Raw genomic sequence first — 22,678 nt, 5'->3', positions numbered from 1 at the left:
GGCAAAATTAAAACTGAGTCCGGTACAATACCGAACTCAGTTTACCCAAGCTGCCTAAATGAAAAAACCGTGTCTAACTTTTAGGGGTCACTTCAGTCTAAAGGGGTGTTTTTATGTCAATAAAATAGGAGCATTCAAACAAAATAGGAGAAGTATGAACTATGAACTTCTTAGAAGATTAGGTTCGTAAGGGTACAACTCTGTAACCTATTTTTTACCGTAAACTTGCATGCTGGCTCCGCATTTGGAATGTTAATTGTCAAACCATTAACATTTGTCAGTATTACTATCTTTTAACTTAACTTATTATGAAGTTATATGTAAGCAAATTGAGTGGAGATTGCTACTACAGAGGAAAAAAAGAGAATGGGAGAAGACTACATGAAAAAAATACCTAGCCTATTCCTAATAGTGTTACTCATTCATTTACAATGGGGAAATATAACAGTATATGGCGCTAGTGCAGTAAATAGTGAAGTAGATTTTGAAATGCAGACCAATAGTACAGGCGTAACCATTACAAAATACAAAGGAACAGCTAAAGATATTACCATACCTGATAAAATTAATAATCAAGCAGTGATGATACCAAAGGACGTGGGGTCATTCCAAAGGCTGGCAGTTGGAGCTTCAACGTCGTTGGATGTGAGATTAGAAGTTCCCTCCACATCGGTTTATGGCAGTAGTGTTCAGATTAATGCTTCTGTTAATGAGTTTGTTCCAGGGGCTGTCATTAAGTTATATGATGGTAATACTTTATTAGATTCTACGGAGATCTTAAGCAGCGAACCGATTATTAAGAACAGGTCTCAATATGATGCACCTGCTGTGGCGGGCGCAAACTTGATCTGTGCCACCTGCTCCAGCGGTTACACTACTGTGGACACGATTGAATGGAACGGCCTTACTTATTGGACCTTTTCGTATTCAGCCAATACTGAATACACAAAGCTTGTAGCGGTAGATTCAATGAATCGTATTGTTAAGGTGTGGGAAAATGTAGCGCCAGTTCGTTACGTGGGAGAAATGATACTGGAAGCGAACGGGACGATAACTCTCAAGGGTCAAGGAACTTCACCTAATAACTACCAACCCTATAATTTAAACCTTGATAACTATGCTTATTCGTCGACCTCTTTCGCAATTACGAATTTAGCACTAGGTGATCATCAATTGCGAATCGAGTACACAAGGGATGGAAACGCAATAGACGGTTCTTCCCTTACAACAGCCCATACGGTTGTATCACCAGCCAGTATGCCTACGGCGAATCCACCTAGTGGAGTCGTAACGTCCGGCACAACTGTAGAGTTATCGACCTCTACAGTGGGAGCAACCATCTATTACACAACAGATGGTAGTACGCCAAGTAATGCTTCTATACCTTACACATCGCCAATTAGCGTAACGAGCAATATAACAATCAAGGCAATCGCAGTCAAGGCAGGCATTCCAGACAGCCAAGTTATGAGCGAGAGCTACACGATAATGCCAGCAGAAATACCTACTGCGAATATACGTGGCGGAACTGTAACGTCCGGTACAACTATAACGTTATCAACCGCTACAGTGGGGGCAACAATCTATTACACAACAGATGGTAGTACGCCAAGTAATGCTTCTATACCTTACACATCGCCAATTAGCGTAACGAACAATATGACAATCAAGGCAATCGCAGTCAAGGCAGGCACTCCAGATAGCCAAGTTATGAGCGAGAGCTACACGATAATACCAGCAGAAACACCTACAGCGAATATACGTGGCGGAACTGTAACGTCTGGTACAACTATAACGTTATTAACCGCTACAGTGGGAGCAACAATCTATTACACAACAGATGGTAGTACGCCAAGTAATGCTTCTATACCTTACACATCGCCAATTAGCGTAACGAGCAATATAACAATCAAGGCAATCGCCGTCAAGGCAGGCACTCCAGACAGCCAAGTTATGAGCGAGAGCTACACGATAATACCAGCAGAAACACCTACTGCGAGTATACGTGGCGGAACTGTAACGTCCGGTACAACTATAACGTTATCAACCGCTACAGTGGGAGCAACAATCTATTACACAACAGATGGTAGTACGCCAAGTAATACTTCTATTCCTTATACATCGCCTATCAGTGTAACAAGTGATATGACAATTAAAGCGATTGCGATAAAAGTAGGTATTCCCAACAGTCCTATTATGAGTGAGAGTTACACACTATTGCCAGCAGGTACATCGGGCCTGAACCCGTCACCGCCATCGCCATCGCATCAAATTTTGATACAGCGTGTTGTGGAAAATGGCGAAATAAGCTATCTGGGTAACGTGACCTTAGAAAATGTACAGGCGATTATTCAGCAATTGGCGAGCGAGAAAGAGCGAGTTGTCGGTGTTATTTTCCCAGCAGAAGCAGCTAATGTCGATACAACACTGACAGTGCAACGTGCTGCCGTTGAATATTTGGCAAAACAGAAAGTAGACTTGTTCATTCAATTAGCAAACGCCACAATACGTGTTCCACATACATCATTAAATGATTTTACAGACAATCTATTTTTCCGAATCGCTCCTATTGAGCAAACAGAACGGAAAGTAATCGAAGAAAACGCTGCTCAAAATCAGAAAGTACAAGATTTCATAACAAATAAAATGTCCGTTAACCTATTAGGGGATACAGTCGCAATAAAAACGAATCTGCAAAGTAGACCAGTAATAGTCACTTTACCAATCCCAGCTGATGCGACAGAGGAGCAAATAGCATCATTAGTCGTTTATATTGAGCATAGTAACGGAACAGCAGAAGTAAAACGAGGACGTATTGTTGAATTTGAACCAGGTGTGAAAGGGTTCCAGTTTGAAGTAGATCACTTCTCAACATTTAGTCTACTTTATACTTCAGAAGTGCAAGATGAAGAAGTGAACCGATTAGCACCCTACATCCAGGGGTACCCTGATGGCTCATTCAAACCAAATGCCCCTGTGACACGTGCACAAATGGCAACGATGTTAGCGCGTTTTTTAACCAACGGAGACATCCCAACAACTATGAATAGTTCTTTTAAAGATACAATCTACCACCATTCAAAAGATGCGATTGAAGTAGTGAAGCAAACAGGTTTATTTAATGGCACAACGGAAACGACATTTAATCCAAACGGCACAATTACACGTGCACAAATGGCCACTGTAGTAACTCATTGGCTCGAAACTGGATGTGTAAAGGAGCCATCAAAAACAATCTGCCATGTCTCTGGAAAAGCCAAATCCTATACAGACGTTTCATCAACCCACTGGGCCGCAAGTGCAATCGAACAAGTGAGTGAATCGGGAATTATGACGGGTAATAGTGAAACGACATTTAATCCAAACGGTTCCTTAACACGTGCACAAGCTGTGAAAGTACTTAACCAATTATTCGAACGTCCAGTTTTAGAAGACATCCCAATGTCTACCTTTAGTGATGTCCCTTCTACCCATTGGGCTATTGGAGAAATCGAGTCGGCTGCAACCGAAAGAATAGTCAATAAATAAATAGAAACTACACATGTATGGCTTGCAAGGATAACGCCGCAACATGTGTAGTTTTTAATTGGGAACATTCCTACCTGTAGAAGCAGTTTTACAAAAACGAAGCGTGTTAATCAATCTCTTTTATAAAAATTATGCTCAAACAAAAACGAAACCCACTTGTTTTGATCAGTATTTGTGCTAAACGAGTGGGTTTCTACTATATAAAACTGCACGAACCGGAACAGAAATGGACTCAATATTTAATTTAATATGACCACCTAGAACGTTAGTGTTCTAGGTGGTTCTTTTAAGCCCATTGAAATTACATAAGTTTCGGAAACGCATCTTGAGCGGAATACGATAATCATTTTAACTAAGACTTTTTTTAGATTCCATTGTAAAGTTTTCTTCAGCAATATGAATAAAATATTTTAATATCATTGTCAGAAGTTACAGCATACTTCGTAAATCCACTAGAGCGATTTAGGGCATTGAATGAGTATAGAAATTTGTCTTTAGTAGGGCTATTTAATTTAGTTAAAATATAAACTTTAATATAAATGCTTTTATGTTAATCAAATTTATTTAACAAACATTAACATTTGTTAGTATTGTAGTTAGGGGAAATTAGTTAAAATTAATGGAAAACTATTTTATTTAGTAAAAATTATTTCTAAGGAGGAAAGTATGCAAATAAAATCGTATAGTAAAAAACTATTTATTCTGTTTATTCCTATCATCATGTTGTGTGTTATTTTTTCTAAATATTGCGTTATTGATGCGGAAGCGGCAACCAATAGAAGTATTAAAATTGAGGAAGTCCGCGGAACTGTTATGATTCAAAAAAGTGCTGGTGTTAAGTTAATACGGGCATATGAGGGCATGACATTGCAACAAGGAGATCGAATTTCAACAAATCCGTATGCTAGTTTGAGATTAATTATTCCAGATACGAATGATGAAATTACTGTTAGTGAAAATACGGAATTTTCTATAGTTAATTTAGATGAAGCTAAAGAAAATAAACGCACTAAGCTAACAATGTGGAACGGTTCCATTTGGGCAAAAGTAACACCTTTAAAGCATTCAAAAGATAAATTTGAAATAGGAACGCCCTCTTCTACAATGAATGTGAAAGGTACAAACTTTTTTGTAGGCGTTGATCCAAATACAGGTAATTCTTCAGTTTTTGTTGGATCAGGAATTGTTAATGTGAGCCCAAATAATCAGGGAAGTGGAGATAGTACTTTTGTGTTTCCAAGTCAACAATTATTAAATAATAGCGGAGATGTGAATATCGTTGATTTAGATGGTCTTATAACAAATATGGACCCGACTTTAATAGAAGCAATACTTCGGAGTAAAGCGGCCATAGATAAAGAGAATGAACAATATATAGCAGAACTTCAACAGGGGCAACAATTAAATAAAGAAGATATAAATCGACTTAACCAAAACTTACAAAACCTTGTCGGTAATATAGTAAATGAAGCTATTCAACAGAAAAAAATAAGCCAACAGGAAATTGAAAAATTAATAAAAAAACTAAAGGAACAATACAATATAAACTTTGACCTCGATTTGGATAAAACACTACCACTACAGTTAACGGATGCAGAAAAAGAAAAAATGGCACTCCTTCAAAAGCTTGAAGAGGAAAGAAAGAAGAAACAAGAGGAAGAAAAACAAAAGCAAGAACAATTAAAGCAACAGAACCAAGATATTTTAAATAAGCTACAAGAACAGCTTAGGAAGCAAGAAGAGCAGAAGAAAGCAGTGGAAGAAGCTGCGCGAAAAAAAGCACTAGAAAATCTACAACTAAAGCTGGATGAAGAAAAAAGAAAGGCATTAGAAGAAAGATTAAAAGCATTGGAATTAGAAAAGAAGAAACAAGAAGAAGCGGCATCAGATTCTAAATCAAAAGCAGAAGCAGAAGCAGAAGCAGAAGCTCCTGTTCCTACATCACCATCACAACCAAGTGAAAACCCTGGTCCAGTTACATCAGATATAGATACTAATCTTGCAAAAGCAAAAGCAACAGTTCCCATATCTTCGGAGCGTTATACCGAGGAAAGTTGGAGCCGAATAGTATTTGCATTAGGACTGAGAGAGACAAGTAACAGTGAAAAAATAGAGAAAACAGAAGCTATTAAATTAGCTGTAGCTGGATTAATAACGGTTATTGACCATAATTTAATGATTGCCAAGTCTAGCATCCCAACAAATTCAATACGCTATACCCCGGATACTTGGGAAAGATTAGTAGCGGCACTAGCTATGAATGAAACAAATGATAGTGAAAAAGTAGAAAAAACAGAAGCGATAAAAAATGCTGTTGAGCGACTAGTTGAAATACCTATCGTTTCAGAACTAGTTATAGAGGAATTAAGTGTTGGTACTAATTATATAAAAGTACACTGGGCTCATTATGTTAATGCTACTATATATGAAGTTTACTTAAACGGAGAATTAGTAAAAACGTACGATGAAATAATTGATGTCTATAATTTTACTGACGATGAGTTACAGTCAGGAAAGTCTTATATACTAGAAATTTTAGCATTAGATGAAAGTTCGAATGTTCTAGCCAATAAAACGATCAACTTTCAAACAGAGAATCCTATAGAAGATTTAGTTCCTACTCCATGATGAAAGAAAGGGATATCTAGTGAAGAATAAGTGTATGAAATTATTTGTTTCCCCCGCAATAACGGCGGCTTTATTATTCTCATCAATTACTGTATTTGCAAGTAGTTCGAGGCAGGATGAATTAGTTTTGCCGGCTTATTTGAAGGATGGCGTTTCTGTCTCTAATTTTGCAGGTAACGGGGAATATAGTAGTGCAAATGGCAAAGCAGAAGCTACTTCATTCCGTAAGCCAAATAGTATTGTTTCACTATCAGACGGTTCTATTTTAGTTGCAGATAGTAAAAATCAAACAATACGAATGATCAAAAGTAACGTTGTCTCTACTTATGCGGGCATAACATTTGATACCGATACGCATGGTAACCCTCTAGGTGGCTGGCATGATGACAAGAAAGAAATGTCGGTATTTAACAATCCTATGGGAATGGCAGTAGATAAAAATGATACGATTTTCATTGCTGATGCCAACAACAATGTTATTCGTAAGATTACGAAAGATGGTAACGTGGCAACAGTTGCAGGGGATGGTTTTATCGGCAATCAAGATGGCATGCAAGCGAGGTTTAATAATCCTCAAGATGTTGCAGTTGCAAAGGATGGAACGTTGTATGTGGCGGATACATTAAACCACGTTATCCGAAAGATTGATACAAATGGAAAAGTTAGCACGTTAAATGCTTATTCCGATAGAGTGGCACAAATAGAAGAAGGAGAAATAGAATTAGCTGGAGATTTTGCAGATGGAAAACTAGTGGACGCAAAATTTAATGAACCCTCTGCCCTTGTGATAGACAAAAAAGGGAACTTGTATGTAAGCGATAGTGGGAATCAGCTTATTCGGTATATTGATTTTGCTTCTAATACAGTTTCAACTGTTGCTGGGAACGTTACTAAAAGTAGCACAATTTCCAAATCTACTAATTTGTATGCTGATGGAGATTACAAAAATGGCTTAGCGTTATCCGCTCAATTTAATTTTCCAAAAGGTTTAGCGATTACAAATGACGGTGGACTTTTAATTACAGATACTTTAAATCATGCCATTCGCTACTTGTCGAATGGTAAAGTAACAACCGTTGTCGGAGGAACTAGCGGCAGTGAAAGCCCACTATACTACCCAACGGACATTTTAGTATTACCTGAAGGATCCCTTCTTGTAGTAGATAGCTACCACAATAGTATTCGTTTTGTTGAGTCAAAGTGAAGTTGTGGCTATATGAAATTCGCAAATGCACAATAATAGATTTAAAGTAAAAAACCTCACTTAGCCACATCTCGGTGAACCGTATCAAAGTTAAATATCGAGGGTATGTGGTAAAAAGGTTTTATATTCGTTGTTCAACAATCGGGCGCGATGGTTGAACAACATAGATATTACTTAATAAGACTTTCCTTTGCTGATATTTGTGTAGAGGAGAGTCTTTTATTTTTGAATATAGGTTTGTGAAGTTTTTCTAATCAAACTTTATTCCAATGCCCCAGATTATTCTGGTGGATATTTATACGTCTTGAGGTGAGTGTGATTTATCAGTTTAACATCAGGTCCATAAGATATTTCATAAGTCATTCGGTCCTTCCCCAAAGGGATATACTGACCACCATCTGTAGGTTCAATTTTAAATGTAATTTGCAATATAAAGCCACGAAAATTATTTACTCTTCTAGTTTCAATAACTTCAATTTTCCATGGAGTAACATGTGGTGAAACATCCTTAAAAATCTTCGGATAATAATAGCTATTCAAATCTTTTTCAATATAAGGAGTAAGCATGAGCATGAGCATATCCTCTAATCTTAGCTCGTTAGAATCCTGCATCGGTTCAGAAAATGAAACAGTTGTTGTTTGAAAAGATGTAATTAGTGCAAGGGATAGGAGTAAAACGAGTATTTTCTTTTTCATGTTCCTAAATACACCTCTTTAAGGTCTTTACATAATAAATTGTATTATTACCTTTATTGAATAAAGTATGTACTTATTGAAGTAACTGAGGGCTATAGTTAAACAAGGAAAATGCTTATCATTTTCCACAATCAGATGCGATTATTGAAGATGAATTGAGCCTTTTTCGGTAAAAAGGTCAGCTTATTAAAAAAACATATTTTTCTAAAAATGGTATTTATGTTAACATTAAAGATGGATTGTAGAGAAATGTAAGTAAAGTTAGTCAATTATTTCAATAGAAAAAGGGGATGTTGGAATATTTAAAGATCAGCTTATAAAATTTTGTAATCAGAATTTAATTAATTTTGAACTGATGCACAAAGGTTGCAGATCCTTCAGATTATTACTAACAGTGTTTTTAACTAATATAGAGCTAAGGGAGAAGATATATGACCTATAATGAAGTTGCTAAAATATACGAAGCTTATTTAAGTCCACTAGTTTCAGAGTTGTACGAGTTGGAAGGCTATGAAATAAGTTTAATTAATGCTCATGACGGAGGGCGGAATGTCGTTTATAACTGTGAGAAAGAAGGCGCTAGTGCAAAAATACTCAGAATCGCCTTTTTAAATGACAGGAGCCGAGAGGATTTGCTGGGAGAAGTTGAATATATTCAATATTTATTCGAGCATGGCGGTAATGTCTCGAATGTGATTAGCTCTCGGAAGGGGAATCTACTGGAAGAGATCACTCATAATAATCACACCTTTTTTGTTTGCCTGTTTGAAAAGGCTAGGGGAAAAATGCTTGTCGAAAATCATTATCAGTATCGCGAAGGAGTTCCAATTACGGAATACTATTATAACTGTGGCAAAGTTCTCGGGAAGCTGCACCAATTGTCGAAAGGCTATGCTCCTGTTCATCGCCGATATAGTTTCTTTGATAAATACAATGCCGAGTATATCGACAATCTGATACCGGATACGTTACCACTGCTTAAGGAGAAGATGGTTGAGCTCCTTACAGCATTAGAAGGGTTGGACAAGAACTCTGAGTCATACGGTATGGTACATTTTGATTACAATGATGGTAATTATATGATTGACTTTGATACCGGGCAAATCACTGTATTTGATTTCGATAACTCTTGTTTCTGTTGGTATATGTATGATTTGGCAAATGCCTGGATGCTTGGATTGGGCTGGATACAATTCGAACCAGATGCGGGTAAACGAAAAGACTTTATGGATGATTATTTTAAAACAGTACTCGAGGGATACACATCTGAAACCAAAATCGAAGATTCGATGTTGAATAATCTGCCCTTATTTATCCAAATTACTGTTATGGAAAATATTATAGATGATTTCGAGGTTATGCGGAACAGCGGTGAAGAGCTGGCGTGTGATGAAGAGTTGTCATATAGTATAAAATGCCTCGAAGAAGATATACCATATAAGGGATTTTTCCATGAAGTTTTCTCATGCGAAGAACCTTTCGAGTGTGAGGAACGAAATATTCAATCCTCAATGCACTAATTTCCAAATGTGAGGACGGTATATCGTTATTTTCGGGTATTAAACATTCAGGTGCTTTAGTTTAATAAAGCAACAGTTGAAAAATGATATAAAAAAAGGGGCTCGATTCCACTAAATGGGAATCGAGCCTATTTCATATTTAACAGACCAGCACCAATATGTTGACTCATACACTACACATAGGGAGGCTATCGAGTGGTTGGAGTTAGTGTCATTTAAAACTGTCAATGATTGATTTTTAAGAGCTGTTCCAATATATAGTGCGATAGAGTATGCATTTGTCGATGGTGGGAACATCATTGAATATGGAAGCTGTATTACAAAAGCAATCATCGAGGGATACCAAGTTGAAAATGATCTCCCAAAGGATTTGTTAGAAAAGCTTCTCTTATTTATAAAACTAAAAGAAGTTATTGACCCATTTTAGAATGAGAATTGAAAAAAATATTCTTTCCTAGACACAAACGGTTTATGGAAAAACTAATCTGAATCTTCCACAATTGGGCGCTTTCCTTGGATAAGGAAAGGGTCTTTCATCATGAATAAGGTCAGATATAATTCCATAATTATTTATCATGTTCAACCTGAATAGCATATTAAAGTTTTTCCAATTTCACTAGAAACACTGTAATAATAATTACTTAAATTTCAAGTTTCTATATATTGTATTAAAATGAAATGAACAATTGCCTATTTAAAAACATGTTAGTTCCACTCAGCTACCACAAGACAGTAAAAATACATATTGGGTGGACCTTTTGAAATCAGTGCAGGAATGTAAAAATGTTAGCAAGGAGATGAATGGAGTGTTTAACGATTTTAAGATTACGGAAGGTCGTCCTGTATATATACAACTTAAGGAATATTTAAAAAGAATGATAACGAACGGGCATTTACTTGAGCACCAAAAGCTTCCATCCACTCGTGAACTCTGTTCTTTATTATCAATTAGCCGAAATACCGTTCTAACAGCTTATGCGGATCTGGAACAAGAAGGGCTTATCTATGCGGTAAAGGGAAAGGGAAACTTTGTCAGTCATGTTGAGATAATCAAATCCCCATCCATCCAGTTAAATTGGACTGAAAAAGTTAACGAGCAAACCTTTTTGGCGGATGAATTGGACCTAAAAAAGCAAGGTGTACGCTGGAATAAGGAAATTATTTCGTTTAATAGCATCGCACCCGATGAAAAGCTTTTTGATATAGAAAATTTCAAACGGGCTTTTTTAAATCGGATGTCCATTGAAGGAGATATTGTTCTTAACTATGGATATGCAAAGGGCTATAAACCACTTATCGAATACTTACTTCGCTACATGGAAATTAAAGGAGTAGACACTCGAAATAAAGATATTTTAATTACCAATGGGTTCACGGAAGGTCTGGATCTCATTTTATCATCTTTAAATAAAAAGAGCGGTCGTGTTATTTGTGAAAATCCAACCAATGACTCTGCTCTTAAGCTCTTTCGATTACATGGCTTCGAAATTGAAGGAATCGAAATGGATAATGATGGTGTCAATATTAGTCAACTGGAAACAATGCTATCAAAAAAAGAATATGATTTTGCGTACTTAATTCCGTCCTACCATAATCCCACTGGAATCGTAACGTCTTCAAAAAAAAGGAAAGAAATCATGGATTTGTTTTCTGCATATCAGCTTCCTATCATTGAAAATGGATTTAATGAAGAATTACGTTATTCAGGGTCACATCTCGCATCATTGGCGTCCTTCGCCGGACAAGGTAATAATGTTATTTATATTAGCAGCTTTTCTAAAATTCTTTTTCCTGGTTTACGGATTGGCTGGATATTGGCAGATAAAGATTTAATTAATTACTTAGAAAGTATGAAAAGAGCTCGAACAATTCATACGTCCACATTAGATCAAGCTGTGTTATATCAATATTTGATTGATGGATACTTTGAGAAGTATATAAAAAAAGCTAAATCTGTCTATAAGAAAAAGTATGAATTAACCGTTCATTATTGTAAGCAATTTATTCCTTTCAAACGAATAACGGGTGACGGAGGACTTCACATTTTTATAGAACTTGAAGACCACATTGATTCACGAAAGCTTTTAGAAAAATGTTATCAAAGAGGCGTTGTTTTCATACCAGGAAATGTTTTTCATACGGACAGCAGTGGAAACCATACTTTACGATTAGGATTTTCTCGGTTGAATGAAAGAGAGATTATTCAGGGCATAAAAATCATTGGGGAAACGTTAAAAAATAATTATGGGGGGCTAGAAAAATGAGAGTTGGCATAATTATGGGAGGAATTTCTTCTGAGAAACAAGTTTCGATTATGACAGGTGAAGAAATGATCGCACATTTAGATAAACATAAGTATGAAATTGTACCGATTCACATAGAGAACAAAGAAGAATTAGTGGAAAAGGTAAACAATCTTGACATTGCACTACTGGCGCTGCATGGCAAATTCGGTGAGGATGGCACTATTCAAGGTACTCTTGAAACTATGGGAGTTCCATATACAGGGAGTAGCATCCTATCCAGCAGCTTATGTATGGATAAAAATATCTCAAAAAAAATCATCCGCTTTGAAGGCGTGCAAACACCGGATTGGATTCACCTTACAAACATGGAAGAAATAAAAATAGATGAACTAGACAAAATGGGTTTCCCGCTAGTTGTAAAACCTAATTCAGGCGGTTCAAGTGTGGGAGTAAAAATTGTTTATGATAAAGAAACACTAAAGCCAGCAATTGCAGAAGTATTCAAATGGGATTCCGAAGTGATAATTGAAAAGCTAATTATGGGAGAGGAAATTACATGTTCCATTTTGGATGGAAAGCTTTTACCGGTGATTTCGATTCGTCATCAGGGAGAGTTTTTTGATTATACCTCCAAATATAATGATGTGGCTACGATTGAAGAGGTAGTTCAACTCCCTCCCGAAACACAGGCACGTGTCTCTTTAGCTGCTATGACTTGCTATAATTCATTGAAATGTAGTGTTTACGCCCGAATCGACATGATGATTCAAAATGGTATCCCTTATGTGATGGAAGTTAATACATTACCAGGGATGACGAAAAATAGTTTGCTACCAAAAAGTGCACAAGGAGCGGGTATTCCTTATCATAAGCTACTTGACTTAATCATTGAACATTCACTTAAAGTGAGGAGAAAAGGTATTTAAAATGTGCTGAAGACGTACACAAAAGTAATGTACTAATAAATTTTGAGCAACGCGCACGTTGAAGGTGCTTGTTCATAGCCGACTGTTATGTTCACTAAATGCGCAAGAAAGAAAACAACTTGGTATGTTTTACTACCAAGCTCAGACTGTAGACAAACTCGAAGATTTTCGAGTTTGTCTACAGTCCTTTTTTATTTAAAATTAATATTGAAGTGATGTCTCCTGCCGTTGATTTTCGCTACGAACGGGGGCTTTCCGCGGGCACACGGTAAGCCCAACCCTCGCTAACGCGCGGTCTGTTGCGTCTTACGTACTGTGCGTTCCAGCAGGAGTCGCCCGTCCTCCGCTCCAATCAACTTAATATGTAATGCTCACAGTCTACTATAAAATATGGTATTTTAGAGTGAATGCTATAATTTGGTTATTGATGGCAAAGAAGGTATTGTGATAGCCAATCAAAAAATGAGGGGGATTTAAAATTGATAATGATTACAGAAAAAGTTGAAGGAAAACGATATCAACATCTTATCGAGTTTTTAGCAACAAGATGTAACCGTTTTGCGTTCGTAGAGAATAGTCGATTAATGGATGATGAACAATTGAGACTAGCCTTTATTGATGAATTAATAGCAGAAATTAAAGACCAAATAATCGAAAGAAAAATTCAAAGAAAGTGGGAGACAACAGTGCTGGGTGAAGGTACAGCATATGTTTATTATTTTCATTTAAATAACGTTACCACACAATTTCTAAAGCAACGTAGCGACTCACTTTTTGGGTGGATTACACCGGAATTACCTGAGGATTTAATGTTTTATCAAGATGATCAATGTTTACTAGCAGCATGTTCGCACGAAGGTTTTTTTAGGGTTGATGAAAAAATATGGGATAGTTTCTTATTGAACTAACACGGAAGAAGCATATTAGTTCAATAAAAATAAATAAGTTGGGTTTTAATAATAAATAGCCGTTTTTGTATTGAATTTCGATTTAAAATAGTATAAGATTTACAAAATTACATATAAAAAGCTATGAAAAGAAGAGTAAACATGCGTACTATCTAAAGAGACCTCTGGAAGCTGAAAAAGAGGGATAGGAAATGTGTTGAAACAAGCCTTGGAGCTGTGCATTGGATTTGTTTAGGAACAATGATGATGCAACGTCTTCTCACGTTAACGAGATAGAGTATCGCTGGTGACTTATTCACACAGCTGTACTTGATAAGGCTTCTGCAGCAATGTAGAAATGAACTGGGGTGGCACCGCGATATGACTCGCCCCCAAGATAAAAATCTTGGGGGTGAGTTTTTTTATTTTGTTTAACAACAAATAAAATAGGAGTGGTGATGATGTCCAGATGGAAATATCCTTTAATACTATTAGGGGGAATAGGTATTTCAAATGTCGGTGCTTGGGTTTACCTAATCGCACTGAATTTAATTCTATTGAATGAAACAGGTTCCCCACTTGCAATTGCTTTTTTATATATACTCGGCCCTATTGCAACGATTTGTTCGAATGCTTGGGCAGGAAGCTTAATTGATCGGGTTAATACACGGCTTCTAATGATGGGTTTAGATATTTTCAGAGCAATCTGTATTGCGTTAATACCTTTTTTACCTTCATTTATTTACGTGTATGTACTAGCGTTTATCATTAATATGGGAAGTGCTATTTTTCAACCTACCTCTATGGTTTACATGACGAAACTAATACCAGAAAAAGATCGGCAACGTTTTAATGCACTACGTAGTTTTATCAACTCTTGTGGTTCACTAATAGGCCCTGCCATTGCTGGGATTTTATTTTGGATGGCTACCCCATATACCGCCATCCATATCAATGCAGTCGCTTTATTTTTTTCAGCACTAATTATAATGATGCTACCTAATGTTGAAACAAAACTCAAAGAAACAGAAGTGCAAAGATTTACATGGGATTTAATAAAAAATGATTTTCGGGTTGTTATTAATTTCAGTAAGGGCAATACCTATATCACAAAGATATATTTATTATTTAGTGGTACTACGATATTCATGACTGCAATAGATTCTCTCGAGGCAGCCTTTGCTAAAGGTGTACTTTTAATATCAGACACCAATTATGGGTTTTTATTAAGTATTTTTGGAGCTGGCATAATAATTGGATCAATTATTAATTCAGTATTTTCGAAACAACTGGCAGTTAATCTATTAATAGGTATTGGTACCATTTTTACATCAATAGGTTATCTCGTACTTTATAGTTCGAACGGCTTTTTTAGTGCAGCACCTAGTGTATTTTTAATAGGATTTGCTGTAACGTTTGCCAATACAGGATATTTGACGTTCTACCAAAATCATGTTCCTGTAGGGATGATGGGAAGATTCGGAAGTATCTTTAGTGTTATAGAAGCAGGTTTCATTGTTGCTTTAACAGTTTTAATAGGTTTAGCTGCTGAATTAACGTCAATCCGTCCTATAGGGTTAATAGGTTCAATTGCCTTTTTCTTATTAGGGTTATTAGCATTGAAGGCTGTAACAGCAGCAAAACGGCAGGAGTATTTTAAAAAAGAAGTTTCTTCTTTAAACAGTTAACGAATCACAAATAGGAGGCGGTAAAATGAAATACATTGAATCAGAAAAGGTTACGAAAGAGGAAAAAGAACATATTTTTCAACAGTTATTAAAATACAATCTTGAGAACATTGAAGATAAGTTAGTAAAAGATATTGGTCTATTTGTAGAGGATGAAGAAGGAAATAGAGTTGCAGGTTTAATTGGTGAGACACATGGAAATTGGTTAGAAGTAGAGTATTTATGGGTAAGTGAAGAACTGCGAGGTCAGCATATTGGTACTGAATTGATGAGGAAAGTTGAGAAGATTGCTATTAATAGAGGATGCAAATACGCCTTCCTCAATACGTTTAGTTTTCAAGCACCTGATTTTTACGTCAAGCTAGGCTATAAAGAAGAATTTGTACTTCATGATTATCCGCTAACGGGTAAAAGATATTATTACACAAAAAATCTTTAAGATTCAATCGTTGCAACAATAATTGCTCGTGTAAAAATGGGGGTGTTAATTGAAAAAGTACATAGTTGCATTTACATTGAAATGCGTGGTGTGAAAAGTTGACCGCCAGAGGATTGAAATATTAAAATTTCTGCTATTATAAAAACACCCTACCTATATTTGAATATGCCGATGATTAACCTGGTATTTCAATATAAAGGAAGGGTGTAGGCATATTGGGGCTATTTCATTTTCTTTAGAGATGAATAGTAGTTTTAATTCCACTATTCATTTTTTTAAAAAGCAAGATGGCAAGAAGTAAAGCGATGCTTACAGCACCCAAACCAACCCAATTCAAAGTTAGAATAGAGGTACGACTGATGACAAGCCCACCTAATCCAGATCCAAGCGCAAAGCCAAATTGAATAAAGGACGTATTTACGCTTAGGGCAATGTCCGGATTTCGAGGCACTAGAGTGACTAGAAAAAGCTGTTGGGCAGGGGAAATACTCCATGTTGCTAACATAAAAATCATTAAAACGAAGATCAAGACAAAGAGATTGACTCCAGCTATAGCGAACACAATAAGCGTTAGTCCCTGTAAAAGCAATCCGAGACAAATTGTGAATCTCGATCCTTTTGCATCTGCCAATTGCCCAGCTCAACCACCACTCCTCCTCTAGTTATCTATTTGCAATTGGAATTTGTATTTCCAGTAATAGTGCTTCTTCTGTTGTAGATAATGGTAAATATATTTCCCTACCAAGTTCGTTTTCCTAAATCTGATAGTTATTTTTCACAATCTATTTTGCTAAAGCAACACAGGCTGTACAAGCAAAGTTCCAATCTGATCATAATAGTGAATGTTTTTAAGAATACTTTACATGGCCTAGTAAACATACTGATTTTTTTAAAATATCACTCTCAATCTATAACATAATGGAAGTAGACAGCTTCCCATGCAAGGGAAAATCAAGTGTTTGAAGATTTTATTCAAGTAGTAACATTTTTAGGTTTTTATCTATAAATACGGAATCTGGATCATGCTGTCCAATTCCTGCGCAATGCCCCCACTTCGATTCAATCGGGAGAAAGTGGGCATTTGGCATTTGTTGTACCTCATATTTGTTGTCCTGGGGGGGAAAGAAAAGATCTGTACTTCCTGGCATGACCAACGCCCGTGCTGTAATTTTACTTAAAGCAAGTTCAAAATCGCCGTCATATGCTGGATTTGCACAAATATTGCCAGTCATTCCGGTACGTAACATGGTGATCAGGTCATTGGCATCAAAGGTCAAAAACACTTGATCCCAGTAGTCTACAAGGTATTCCTCGAGTGTTTGGTAGCCTTCTTGCTGATAAAGCTGTTCCAAATAATAAGCCTGCGAGAAGCCCCAAGCTGCATAGACTCGCCCCATGGCTGCCAATCCTGCTGTAGGTTGCTGTGTGTAAAAGCCATTCTTCCAGTTAGAATCAGCCTGAAGGGCAGCAATCATTCCTTCAAATACAACCTTTGCATGTGGTCGGGTCATGGCAGTACCACCGAATGGAGCGATTCGTTCGATCATATCGGGATAACTTGCTCCCCATTGAAAGGTCTGCACAGCACCTAGTGACCAGCCAACAACGAGTGCAATTTTTGTAATACCAAACTTTTGAGTAACCAATTGATGCTGTAGTCGCACGTTATCATAAATCGAAATTAGTGGAAAATTCGATTTATGATAAGGTGGTGGCGTATTGCTTGGTGAAGAGGATAATCCATTACCAAGCATATTTGGTATGATGATGAAATACTTTTCTGGATCCAGTGCCTTGCCAGTTCCGATTAGCCATTCATTATCGGTATGTAGACCTGCAAACCAGGTAGGATAAACAATTACATTATTTTTTTCTGCATTTAGTGTTCCGTATGTTTTGTAGGCGAGAATGGCATTTGGCAGAGTGTCACCAGATTGCAACAGAACATCACCTAGTTCGTAAAGTTCATAATCTTTCATGTAAAAAACTCCTTTTCATAGTTAAAGATGGATTGCCTTTCTTGTGATAACTGTACGATGGTGCTATTGTTAAGTCAAAGAAACGTTTTTGAATAGAACGTTCATTATTTTTGAACTAAGGGGTGGTAGGTAAGATGGAATTACGCCAACTAAAGACCTTTTATACGCTTGCTTCCACACTCAATTTTAGCCGCGCTGCAGAAGTGCAAAACTATGTCCCCTCAACGGTTACGATGCAGATGAAGGCATTGGAGGAAGAACTAGGTGTCAAGCTAGTGGACAGACTAGGTAAAAAAGTGATTCTGACAGATGCAGGGAGACGTTTTCTCGGCTATGTAGCAGACATATTGAGTGAACTTGAAGAAGCGCAGCATGCCGTTAAGCAATCTGGCGAGGTGACGGGTACGGTGATCATCAGTGCGGATGAAACATTGTGCGCGTATCGGCTTCCAGCAGTACTACGCCGCTTTCGCTTACGCTATCCAGGAATTCGACTTATGTTTCGGCCGCTTGCTCATTCGAACCTTAAACAGAGCTTGCGGGAAGGGGACGCGGATATTATTTTTATGCTGGATGAGGACAAGGGTGAAATAGGATTTTGCGGAGAAAAAATGCTGGATGAGCCCTTTTATTTATTGGCATCACCTGATCATCCTTTGGCTGCACGTACTGAGTTAGTTATTGGAGATTTTAATGGTGAGACCTTTTTGTTGACGGAGAAGGGATGCTCCTATCGCACGTTTTTTGAACGAAGTCTTTCGCAAAAAGGCATGGGTGGAATTACCGAATTAGAATTTAACAGCGCCGAGGCGATTAAACAATGTACGATAATAGGAATGGGCATTGCCATATTGCCTGAAATGGCCGTGACAGCAGAAGTAAGTAGGGGAGAATTGGTCCCGTTGCCGTGGGATTTGACAGCCACATCATTTGCAACCCAAATGTTTTGGCATGAAGAGAAATGGATTTCGCCTGCCATCGAAGCTTTTTTGAACTCGGCTAGAGATACTCTTTTGAATAATTGACGTTATAAAATTTTATTTTTATAAAGAATTTAATATTAGTTTCGGTGAACAATATCATAAGTAAGTGCGGTTTTTAAAAACAGAGGAAAAAACGACAAATGTAAATAATAAAATTCAAAATTTAATTAAAACAAATTTGTATCAAGAATAATTTAAAAGGTTGATTACATTGATGAAAAACGGAAAAAAATCAAATTATTTAGCGAAAATTTCTTTAGGCGTTATGGGTGCAGGTTTTCTTATAACGATTCCTTTTCAAGAGACCTTTATGGGTCGATTATTGCAAGGTGGATTTGAGGCAGGACTAGTTGGTGGACTGGCAGATTGGTTTGCTGTTACAGCTCTTTTTCGACATCCTCTGGGTATCCCCATTCCACATACGGCATTGCTTCCAAAAAACCGAGATAGAATGATTAAAGCTCTTATATCTATGCTTGAAAAAGATTGGCTGACTAAAGAAAGTATTATAGAGAAAATCAAACAAATTCAATTTGCAGATAAACTCCTACAAATTGCTGAGAAAGAATTGTCAGCAGCAACTTTGAAAAGAAGAATTAGTTCGATTCTTAAGGAGATAATCAGCTTTGCAAATTTAGAAAAAATAGCTCCGTCTATTGAAAAAGAGGTAAAGGAATATCTTCACGCTTTAAAAGTAGAAAAAATTCTTCAATCTACGATTACCCTAGCACTAAACGAAAAATTAGATGAAAAAACTTTGAACTATAGCTTGACTGAAATCGAAAAGTGGATATCAAAAGAAGAGACAAAGCAAAAAATAGGAGTAATAGCCAAACAATTACTTGATAATATCGAAGCAGAGGGTTTTTTAAAGTTGGCTATTAGTTCTTTTCGCAATTTAGTAAATGAGGAAAAGCTAGGGAATATGCTTCAACCATTTATTCTTAAAAGAATCACTCTTTTACAAAGAGAGGATAACCCATATAGGCATTTGATTCTTTCCCGAATTCGCGAAGAGTTAGAAGGCTTACCTGATAAGGAAGAATTAATGGTTGAAATTAATAATTGGAAGGATACACAAGTAAACAATTGGAGCTCGATAGATCAAATTACTGAGATTCTAAAGCAACTACAGAAAAAGTTGATAGTTCTAGCTGAAGATGAAGAATTTATTGAAAGGTATATCATTTCATTTATTCGAAGCTTTATAAATAACATACTAGAAACACCTAAGAAAATGGAAAGTATTGAAAATTGGATTCAAAATCAAATTATATACTACCTTGATAAGAACCATTCAAAAATAGGCGTTCTTGTGAAAGAAAATCTGGAAAAATTGGATAACGAAACACTTATTAATATGATGGAAAATAACATTGGTAAGGATCTACAATGGATACGAGTGAATGGAGCTGTATGCGGATTTTTCATAGGCATTATCTTAACGATTTTGAAAACTATTATATAAGATAAATTAGTAAGGATCTCTCAGGAATACGTTACCGAATACTTAAGTAACATTTCATTTAACGGAGTGCGATTGTTCAATTAGAGCAATCGCTTCTTGTGTTAACGAGGTAAGTTAGCTGAAAAGGGAAAATGGAGAAATGTAAATAGAAGAGTTGTTATAAGGTGGGATATTGAAGGAATTATTATATGAAATGATTGTGTTTGAGCTTAAGAAAGGAGGATTTTTATTTTAATTTTATTCGGTCTCTTAATTGCATTTATAACTATTATTTTATTTTTAATTTTATGTACTAACATAATAATTGCCTTCATTAAAAAGAAACCTTTTCCTAAAAAAATGCTGTTGGCAACGCTATCTGGGATTGCTTTAGTTTCGTCCATTTATCTATATGAAACATATTTTTTTACATTTAGTGAAATAGACAGAGAATTCGTCCAAAAGGGACCCGGACCTGTTATATCCCCTACAGAAAAGTATACTGCTAATGCTTATTACGAGCCATTTGGTGGTGCAGCAGGTGGTGTTAATGTATGGGTGGAAATTACAAATAATATTGTGAATGATAAAGTACAAATTATTTATTATAGTGATGCAAAAAGTAATTTTGCTATGAAGTGGCTCGATACAGATACCCTGTACATTCTTAATGATGAACCTAATTTTCCGAATTCAAATAGAAGTATCGAATTAAAAGTTGAAAAAGAAATTTATCATGAAAATGGGTTGGCTTGTAAAAGCTTGTTAATGAAAGATGATTATGAGACTTGCTATCAAGACTAATTTTTCTTATTCCACCAATGAGGTCCCAAAGCCAGAATATAGTAGTAAAAAGGGAAGAAGCGGAAAATATCGCTTTCTTCCCTTTTTCATTTCTTTATTTATTAGCTAATTGGGACGCTAATTGCTGGGCTTCTTTTGCAGTATTTTTCAAAAGTTCTTCCCGATTTATTATAGAGGATCCTTGAACACGCATAATTTTATAATCTTCTAAGCCCATAAAATTAAACATAGATTTCAAATATTTATGGGAGTACTCTACTTCTGTATACCAATCGTTATTAGTATAAATAGAACCACTTCCTTGGATAATAACCATACTCCTACCGTCATTTAACAATCCAACTGAACCGTTTTCAGTATATTTAAATGTTTCTCGAGCAATCAAAATATTATCCATATAATCTTTCAATTTTGAAGGTACATTGAAGTTGTGCAATGGATAAGCAATGACATATTTATTGGCACTTTTAAATTGTTGGACTAACTCATTCATACGTGTGATAGCATTTAATTGTTCATCAGTTAGCTCCTCTTTGTTTGCTTGTTTATTCCAAGCGTCGAAAATAGTTTTATCCAACTGAGGAATATAATCGTCATATAAATTTATTTGCTCAATGATTTCTTCATTAGAATTTTCTTCTCTATAAAAGTTCATAAAATTACGTAAGGCATTTAAACTAACGGAAGTTGTAGAATCGAATTCAGGATGTGCATTGATGACCAAAAGTTTACTCAAAGTTGTTTTCCTCCTAAAATTTCCTATACAATATTGATTGTAGATAATAATAATCGTGGATAATATTTATCCGTAATTAATATATAGCTTTTTTCTTTTTCCGTCAATGATGTGGACTTATTGTTTTTTTCTATGTGAAATATTAAAATATCTTCTTATAGGAGTAGGTGAATAAATATGAAATATAGTGTAATGGTGGAATATGCTTTACACAGTTTGGTGTATTTGATCGATATACCTTCTGATGAAACGATTGGAATTAAAGATTTAGCAGAATTTCAAGGGTTATCAGAAACCTATTTATCGAAAGTTTTCAGTAAGTTATCAAAGGCTGGCATTGTAATCTCTGTTCCAGGGGTGAATGGGGGTTATAAACTAGCAAAGGAAGCAAGTAATATATCTTTTTGGGATGTTATTAGGGCAGTTGAAGGTATCAAACCAATTTTTCAATGTAAAAATATTTTAAAAAATAATGTGATGTATCAAGACGATGAGAAATGCCAATCATGTACAACTAACTCTACTTGTACGATTAACATGGTTATGTTAGAAGCAGAAAATCAAATGCGTGTGTTTCTTCAAAAAAAGACACTTGATTGGTTGAATCAGGAGCTCGATTCAGTGTTATCAGAAAAAATGAGAGAAGATTCTAGAAAATATTTTATTAAGAAAGGTACTAGTTGATATTTTGAATTAAGGCGCATTTTATTGGTCTCTTTAGTACTAAGAATGTACTTAAGTGTATTAGTTAAACATGGTTCCTTTAACTAATCATAAAAGTTTAATGAAACTTGTTAACCAATTATTATTCTAAAGCTATTGTGCAAAAAAACTCAAATAGTGTTGACACTTAGAAAATATTTGAATATAATTGTCCTAATTTTATAAGCAAACATTCATGAGTTCGTGAGTGGCGGAATTTTGTAGAGTTTTAGCTCTGTTTCATTCGCTCGTCGTCTATTTATAG

General features: G+C 36.0%; 16 protein-coding genes, 2 pseudogenes and 1 other annotated feature. Of the genes and pseudogenes, 14 read left to right on the top strand and 4 right to left on the bottom strand.

The genetic code is table 11. The annotated features are described in order from the left end of the window. Positions 1-381: 381 nt before the first annotated feature. The 3 genes from ACIP9G_RS10120 (at position 382) to ACIP9G_RS10110 (ending at position 7,360) form a co-directional block, all read left to right on the top strand. Positions 382-3,528: a chitobiase/beta-hexosaminidase C-terminal domain-containing protein gene (locus ACIP9G_RS10120; RefSeq protein ID WP_401019073.1), complete on the top strand. Its 3,147-nt coding sequence runs from the start codon at positions 382-384 to the stop codon at positions 3,526-3,528. 666 nt (positions 3,529-4,194) lie between these two features. After that, positions 4,195-6,156 (top strand): FecR family protein, encoded by a 1,962-nt coding sequence (locus ACIP9G_RS10115; protein WP_401019072.1) that lies wholly within the window; start codon positions 4,195-4,197, stop codon positions 6,154-6,156. Between the two features lie 34 nt (positions 6,157-6,190). Next, on the top strand, positions 6,191-7,360 hold the full coding sequence (locus ACIP9G_RS10110; RefSeq protein WP_340825666.1) for an NHL domain-containing protein: 1,170 nt from the start codon (positions 6,191-6,193) through the stop codon (positions 7,358-7,360). Positions 7,361-7,639: 279 nt separating this feature from the next. On the opposite strand, the gene ACIP9G_RS10105 is transcribed toward ACIP9G_RS10110, so the two are convergent. Then, complete coding sequence (locus tag ACIP9G_RS10105; RefSeq protein ID WP_401019070.1) at positions 7,640-8,056, bottom strand: DUF3888 domain-containing protein; 417 nt, start codon at positions 8,054-8,056, stop codon at positions 7,640-7,642. 431 nt (positions 8,057-8,487) lie between these two features. Here ACIP9G_RS10105 and ACIP9G_RS10100 point away from each other — a divergent pair, with 431 nt between their 5' ends. The 7 genes and pseudogenes from ACIP9G_RS10100 to ACIP9G_RS10070 all read left to right on the top strand — a co-directional run bounded on the left by ACIP9G_RS10100 (position 8,488) and on the right by ACIP9G_RS10070 (position 15,762). Beyond that, the gene (locus tag ACIP9G_RS10100; RefSeq protein ID WP_401019069.1) at positions 8,488-9,576 is read left to right on the top strand and encodes a phosphotransferase enzyme family protein; all 1,089 of its coding nucleotides are present in this window, start codon (positions 8,488-8,490) and stop codon (positions 9,574-9,576) included. Between the two features lie 244 nt (positions 9,577-9,820). Then, positions 9,821-9,994 (top strand): annotated as a pseudogene (locus ACIP9G_RS10095) (protein kinase); the annotation flags it as partial. Between the two features lie 388 nt (positions 9,995-10,382). Next, the gene (gene pdxR, locus ACIP9G_RS10090; protein WP_401019093.1) at positions 10,383-11,840 is read left to right on the top strand and encodes a MocR-like pyridoxine biosynthesis transcription factor PdxR; all 1,458 of its coding nucleotides are present in this window, start codon (positions 10,383-10,385) and stop codon (positions 11,838-11,840) included. Further along, positions 11,837-12,748 carry a D-alanine--D-alanine ligase gene (locus ACIP9G_RS10085; protein ID WP_401019067.1) on the top strand — a complete coding sequence of 304 codons (912 nt, stop codon included), beginning with the start codon at positions 11,837-11,839 and terminating at the stop codon, positions 12,746-12,748. Before pdxR ends, ACIP9G_RS10085 begins: the two co-directional genes overlap by 4 nt. 485 nt (positions 12,749-13,233) lie before the next feature. Then, a complete protein-coding gene (locus ACIP9G_RS10080) occupies positions 13,234-13,656 on the top strand; it encodes a stage III sporulation protein AH (RefSeq protein WP_401019092.1) in 423 nt (140 codons plus the stop codon). Between the two features lie 114 nt (positions 13,657-13,770). Then, positions 13,771-14,032, top strand: a binding site (T-box leader). A gap of 64 nt (positions 14,033-14,096) precedes the next feature. Further along, positions 14,097-15,323, top strand: a complete 1,227-nt coding sequence (locus ACIP9G_RS10075) for an MFS transporter (RefSeq protein WP_401019066.1) — start codon at positions 14,097-14,099, stop codon at positions 15,321-15,323. Positions 15,324-15,348: 25 nt separating this feature from the next. Beyond that, on the top strand, positions 15,349-15,762 hold the full coding sequence (locus ACIP9G_RS10070) for a GNAT family N-acetyltransferase (protein ID WP_340825655.1): 414 nt from the start codon (positions 15,349-15,351) through the stop codon (positions 15,760-15,762). Positions 15,763-15,997: 235 nt separating this feature from the next. Here the strand turns inward: ACIP9G_RS10070 and ACIP9G_RS10065 are convergent. Both ACIP9G_RS10065 and ACIP9G_RS10060 read right to left on the bottom strand, forming a co-directional pair. Continuing rightward, positions 15,998-16,399, bottom strand: a pseudogene (locus ACIP9G_RS10065) (MFS transporter); the annotation flags it as partial. A 331-nt stretch (positions 16,400-16,730) separates the two neighbouring features. Then, complete coding sequence (locus ACIP9G_RS10060; RefSeq protein WP_401019065.1) at positions 16,731-17,741, bottom strand: alpha/beta fold hydrolase; 1,011 nt, start codon at positions 17,739-17,741, stop codon at positions 16,731-16,733. 134 nt (positions 17,742-17,875) lie between these two features. Between ACIP9G_RS10060 and ACIP9G_RS10055 the strand changes: the two genes are divergently transcribed. The 3 genes from ACIP9G_RS10055 (at position 17,876) to ACIP9G_RS10045 (ending at position 20,975) form a co-directional block, all read left to right on the top strand. Next, positions 17,876-18,766, top strand: a complete 891-nt coding sequence (locus ACIP9G_RS10055; protein ID WP_401019063.1) for a LysR family transcriptional regulator — start codon at positions 17,876-17,878, stop codon at positions 18,764-18,766. A 172-nt stretch (positions 18,767-18,938) separates the two neighbouring features. After that, positions 18,939-20,192 (top strand): DUF445 domain-containing protein, encoded by a 1,254-nt coding sequence (locus tag ACIP9G_RS10050; protein WP_401019062.1) that lies wholly within the window; start codon positions 18,939-18,941, stop codon positions 20,190-20,192. Between the two features lie 345 nt (positions 20,193-20,537). Then, a complete protein-coding gene (locus tag ACIP9G_RS10045; protein ID WP_401019060.1) occupies positions 20,538-20,975 on the top strand; it encodes a DUF5412 family protein in 438 nt (145 codons plus the stop codon). Between the two features lie 94 nt (positions 20,976-21,069). Here the strand turns inward: ACIP9G_RS10045 and ACIP9G_RS10040 are convergent, their stop codons facing one another. Continuing rightward, positions 21,070-21,711 carry an FMN-dependent NADH-azoreductase gene (locus ACIP9G_RS10040; RefSeq protein WP_401019059.1) on the bottom strand — a complete coding sequence of 214 codons (642 nt, stop codon included), beginning with the start codon at positions 21,709-21,711 and terminating at the stop codon, positions 21,070-21,072. A 177-nt stretch (positions 21,712-21,888) separates the two neighbouring features. Here ACIP9G_RS10040 and ACIP9G_RS10035 point away from each other — a divergent pair, with 177 nt between their 5' ends. Then, complete coding sequence (locus ACIP9G_RS10035; protein ID WP_401019058.1) at positions 21,889-22,395, top strand: RrF2 family transcriptional regulator; 507 nt, start codon at positions 21,889-21,891, stop codon at positions 22,393-22,395. The last annotated feature ends 283 nt before the right edge of the window (positions 22,396-22,678 follow it).

It is taken from the genome of Lysinibacillus sp. NPDC093197 (assembly GCF_044754025.1).
GTDB lineage: Bacteria > Bacillota > Bacilli > Bacillales_A > Planococcaceae > Lysinibacillus.
This window is presented reverse-complemented; position numbering and strand designations above follow the sequence as displayed.

Coding starts and splice junctions, on each gene's coding strand:
- ACIP9G_RS10035 (WP_401019058.1), top strand. CDS start 21,889: ATGAAATATAGTGTAATGGTGGAATATGCTTTACACAGTTTGGTGTAT.
- ACIP9G_RS10115 (WP_401019072.1), top strand. CDS start 4,195: ATGCAAATAAAATCGTATAGTAAAAAACTATTTATTCTGTTTATTCCT.
- ACIP9G_RS10085 (WP_401019067.1), top strand. CDS start 11,837: ATGAGAGTTGGCATAATTATGGGAGGAATTTCTTCTGAGAAACAAGTT.
- ACIP9G_RS10080 (WP_401019092.1), top strand. CDS start 13,234: ATGATTACAGAAAAAGTTGAAGGAAAACGATATCAACATCTTATCGAG.
- ACIP9G_RS10110 (WP_340825666.1), top strand. CDS start 6,191: ATGAAATTATTTGTTTCCCCCGCAATAACGGCGGCTTTATTATTCTCA.
- ACIP9G_RS10075 (WP_401019066.1), top strand. CDS start 14,097: ATGTCCAGATGGAAATATCCTTTAATACTATTAGGGGGAATAGGTATT.
- ACIP9G_RS10055 (WP_401019063.1), top strand. CDS start 17,876: ATGGAATTACGCCAACTAAAGACCTTTTATACGCTTGCTTCCACACTC.
- ACIP9G_RS10120 (WP_401019073.1), top strand. CDS start 382: ATGAAAAAAATACCTAGCCTATTCCTAATAGTGTTACTCATTCATTTA.
- ACIP9G_RS10060 (WP_401019065.1), bottom strand. CDS start 17,741: ATGAAAGATTATGAACTTTACGAACTAGGTGATGTTCTGTTGCAATCT.
- ACIP9G_RS10050 (WP_401019062.1), top strand. CDS start 18,939: ATGAAAAACGGAAAAAAATCAAATTATTTAGCGAAAATTTCTTTAGGC.
- ACIP9G_RS10105 (WP_401019070.1), bottom strand. CDS start 8,056: ATGAAAAAGAAAATACTCGTTTTACTCCTATCCCTTGCACTAATTACA.
- ACIP9G_RS10100 (WP_401019069.1), top strand. CDS start 8,488: ATGACCTATAATGAAGTTGCTAAAATATACGAAGCTTATTTAAGTCCA.
- ACIP9G_RS10070 (WP_340825655.1), top strand. CDS start 15,349: ATGAAATACATTGAATCAGAAAAGGTTACGAAAGAGGAAAAAGAACAT.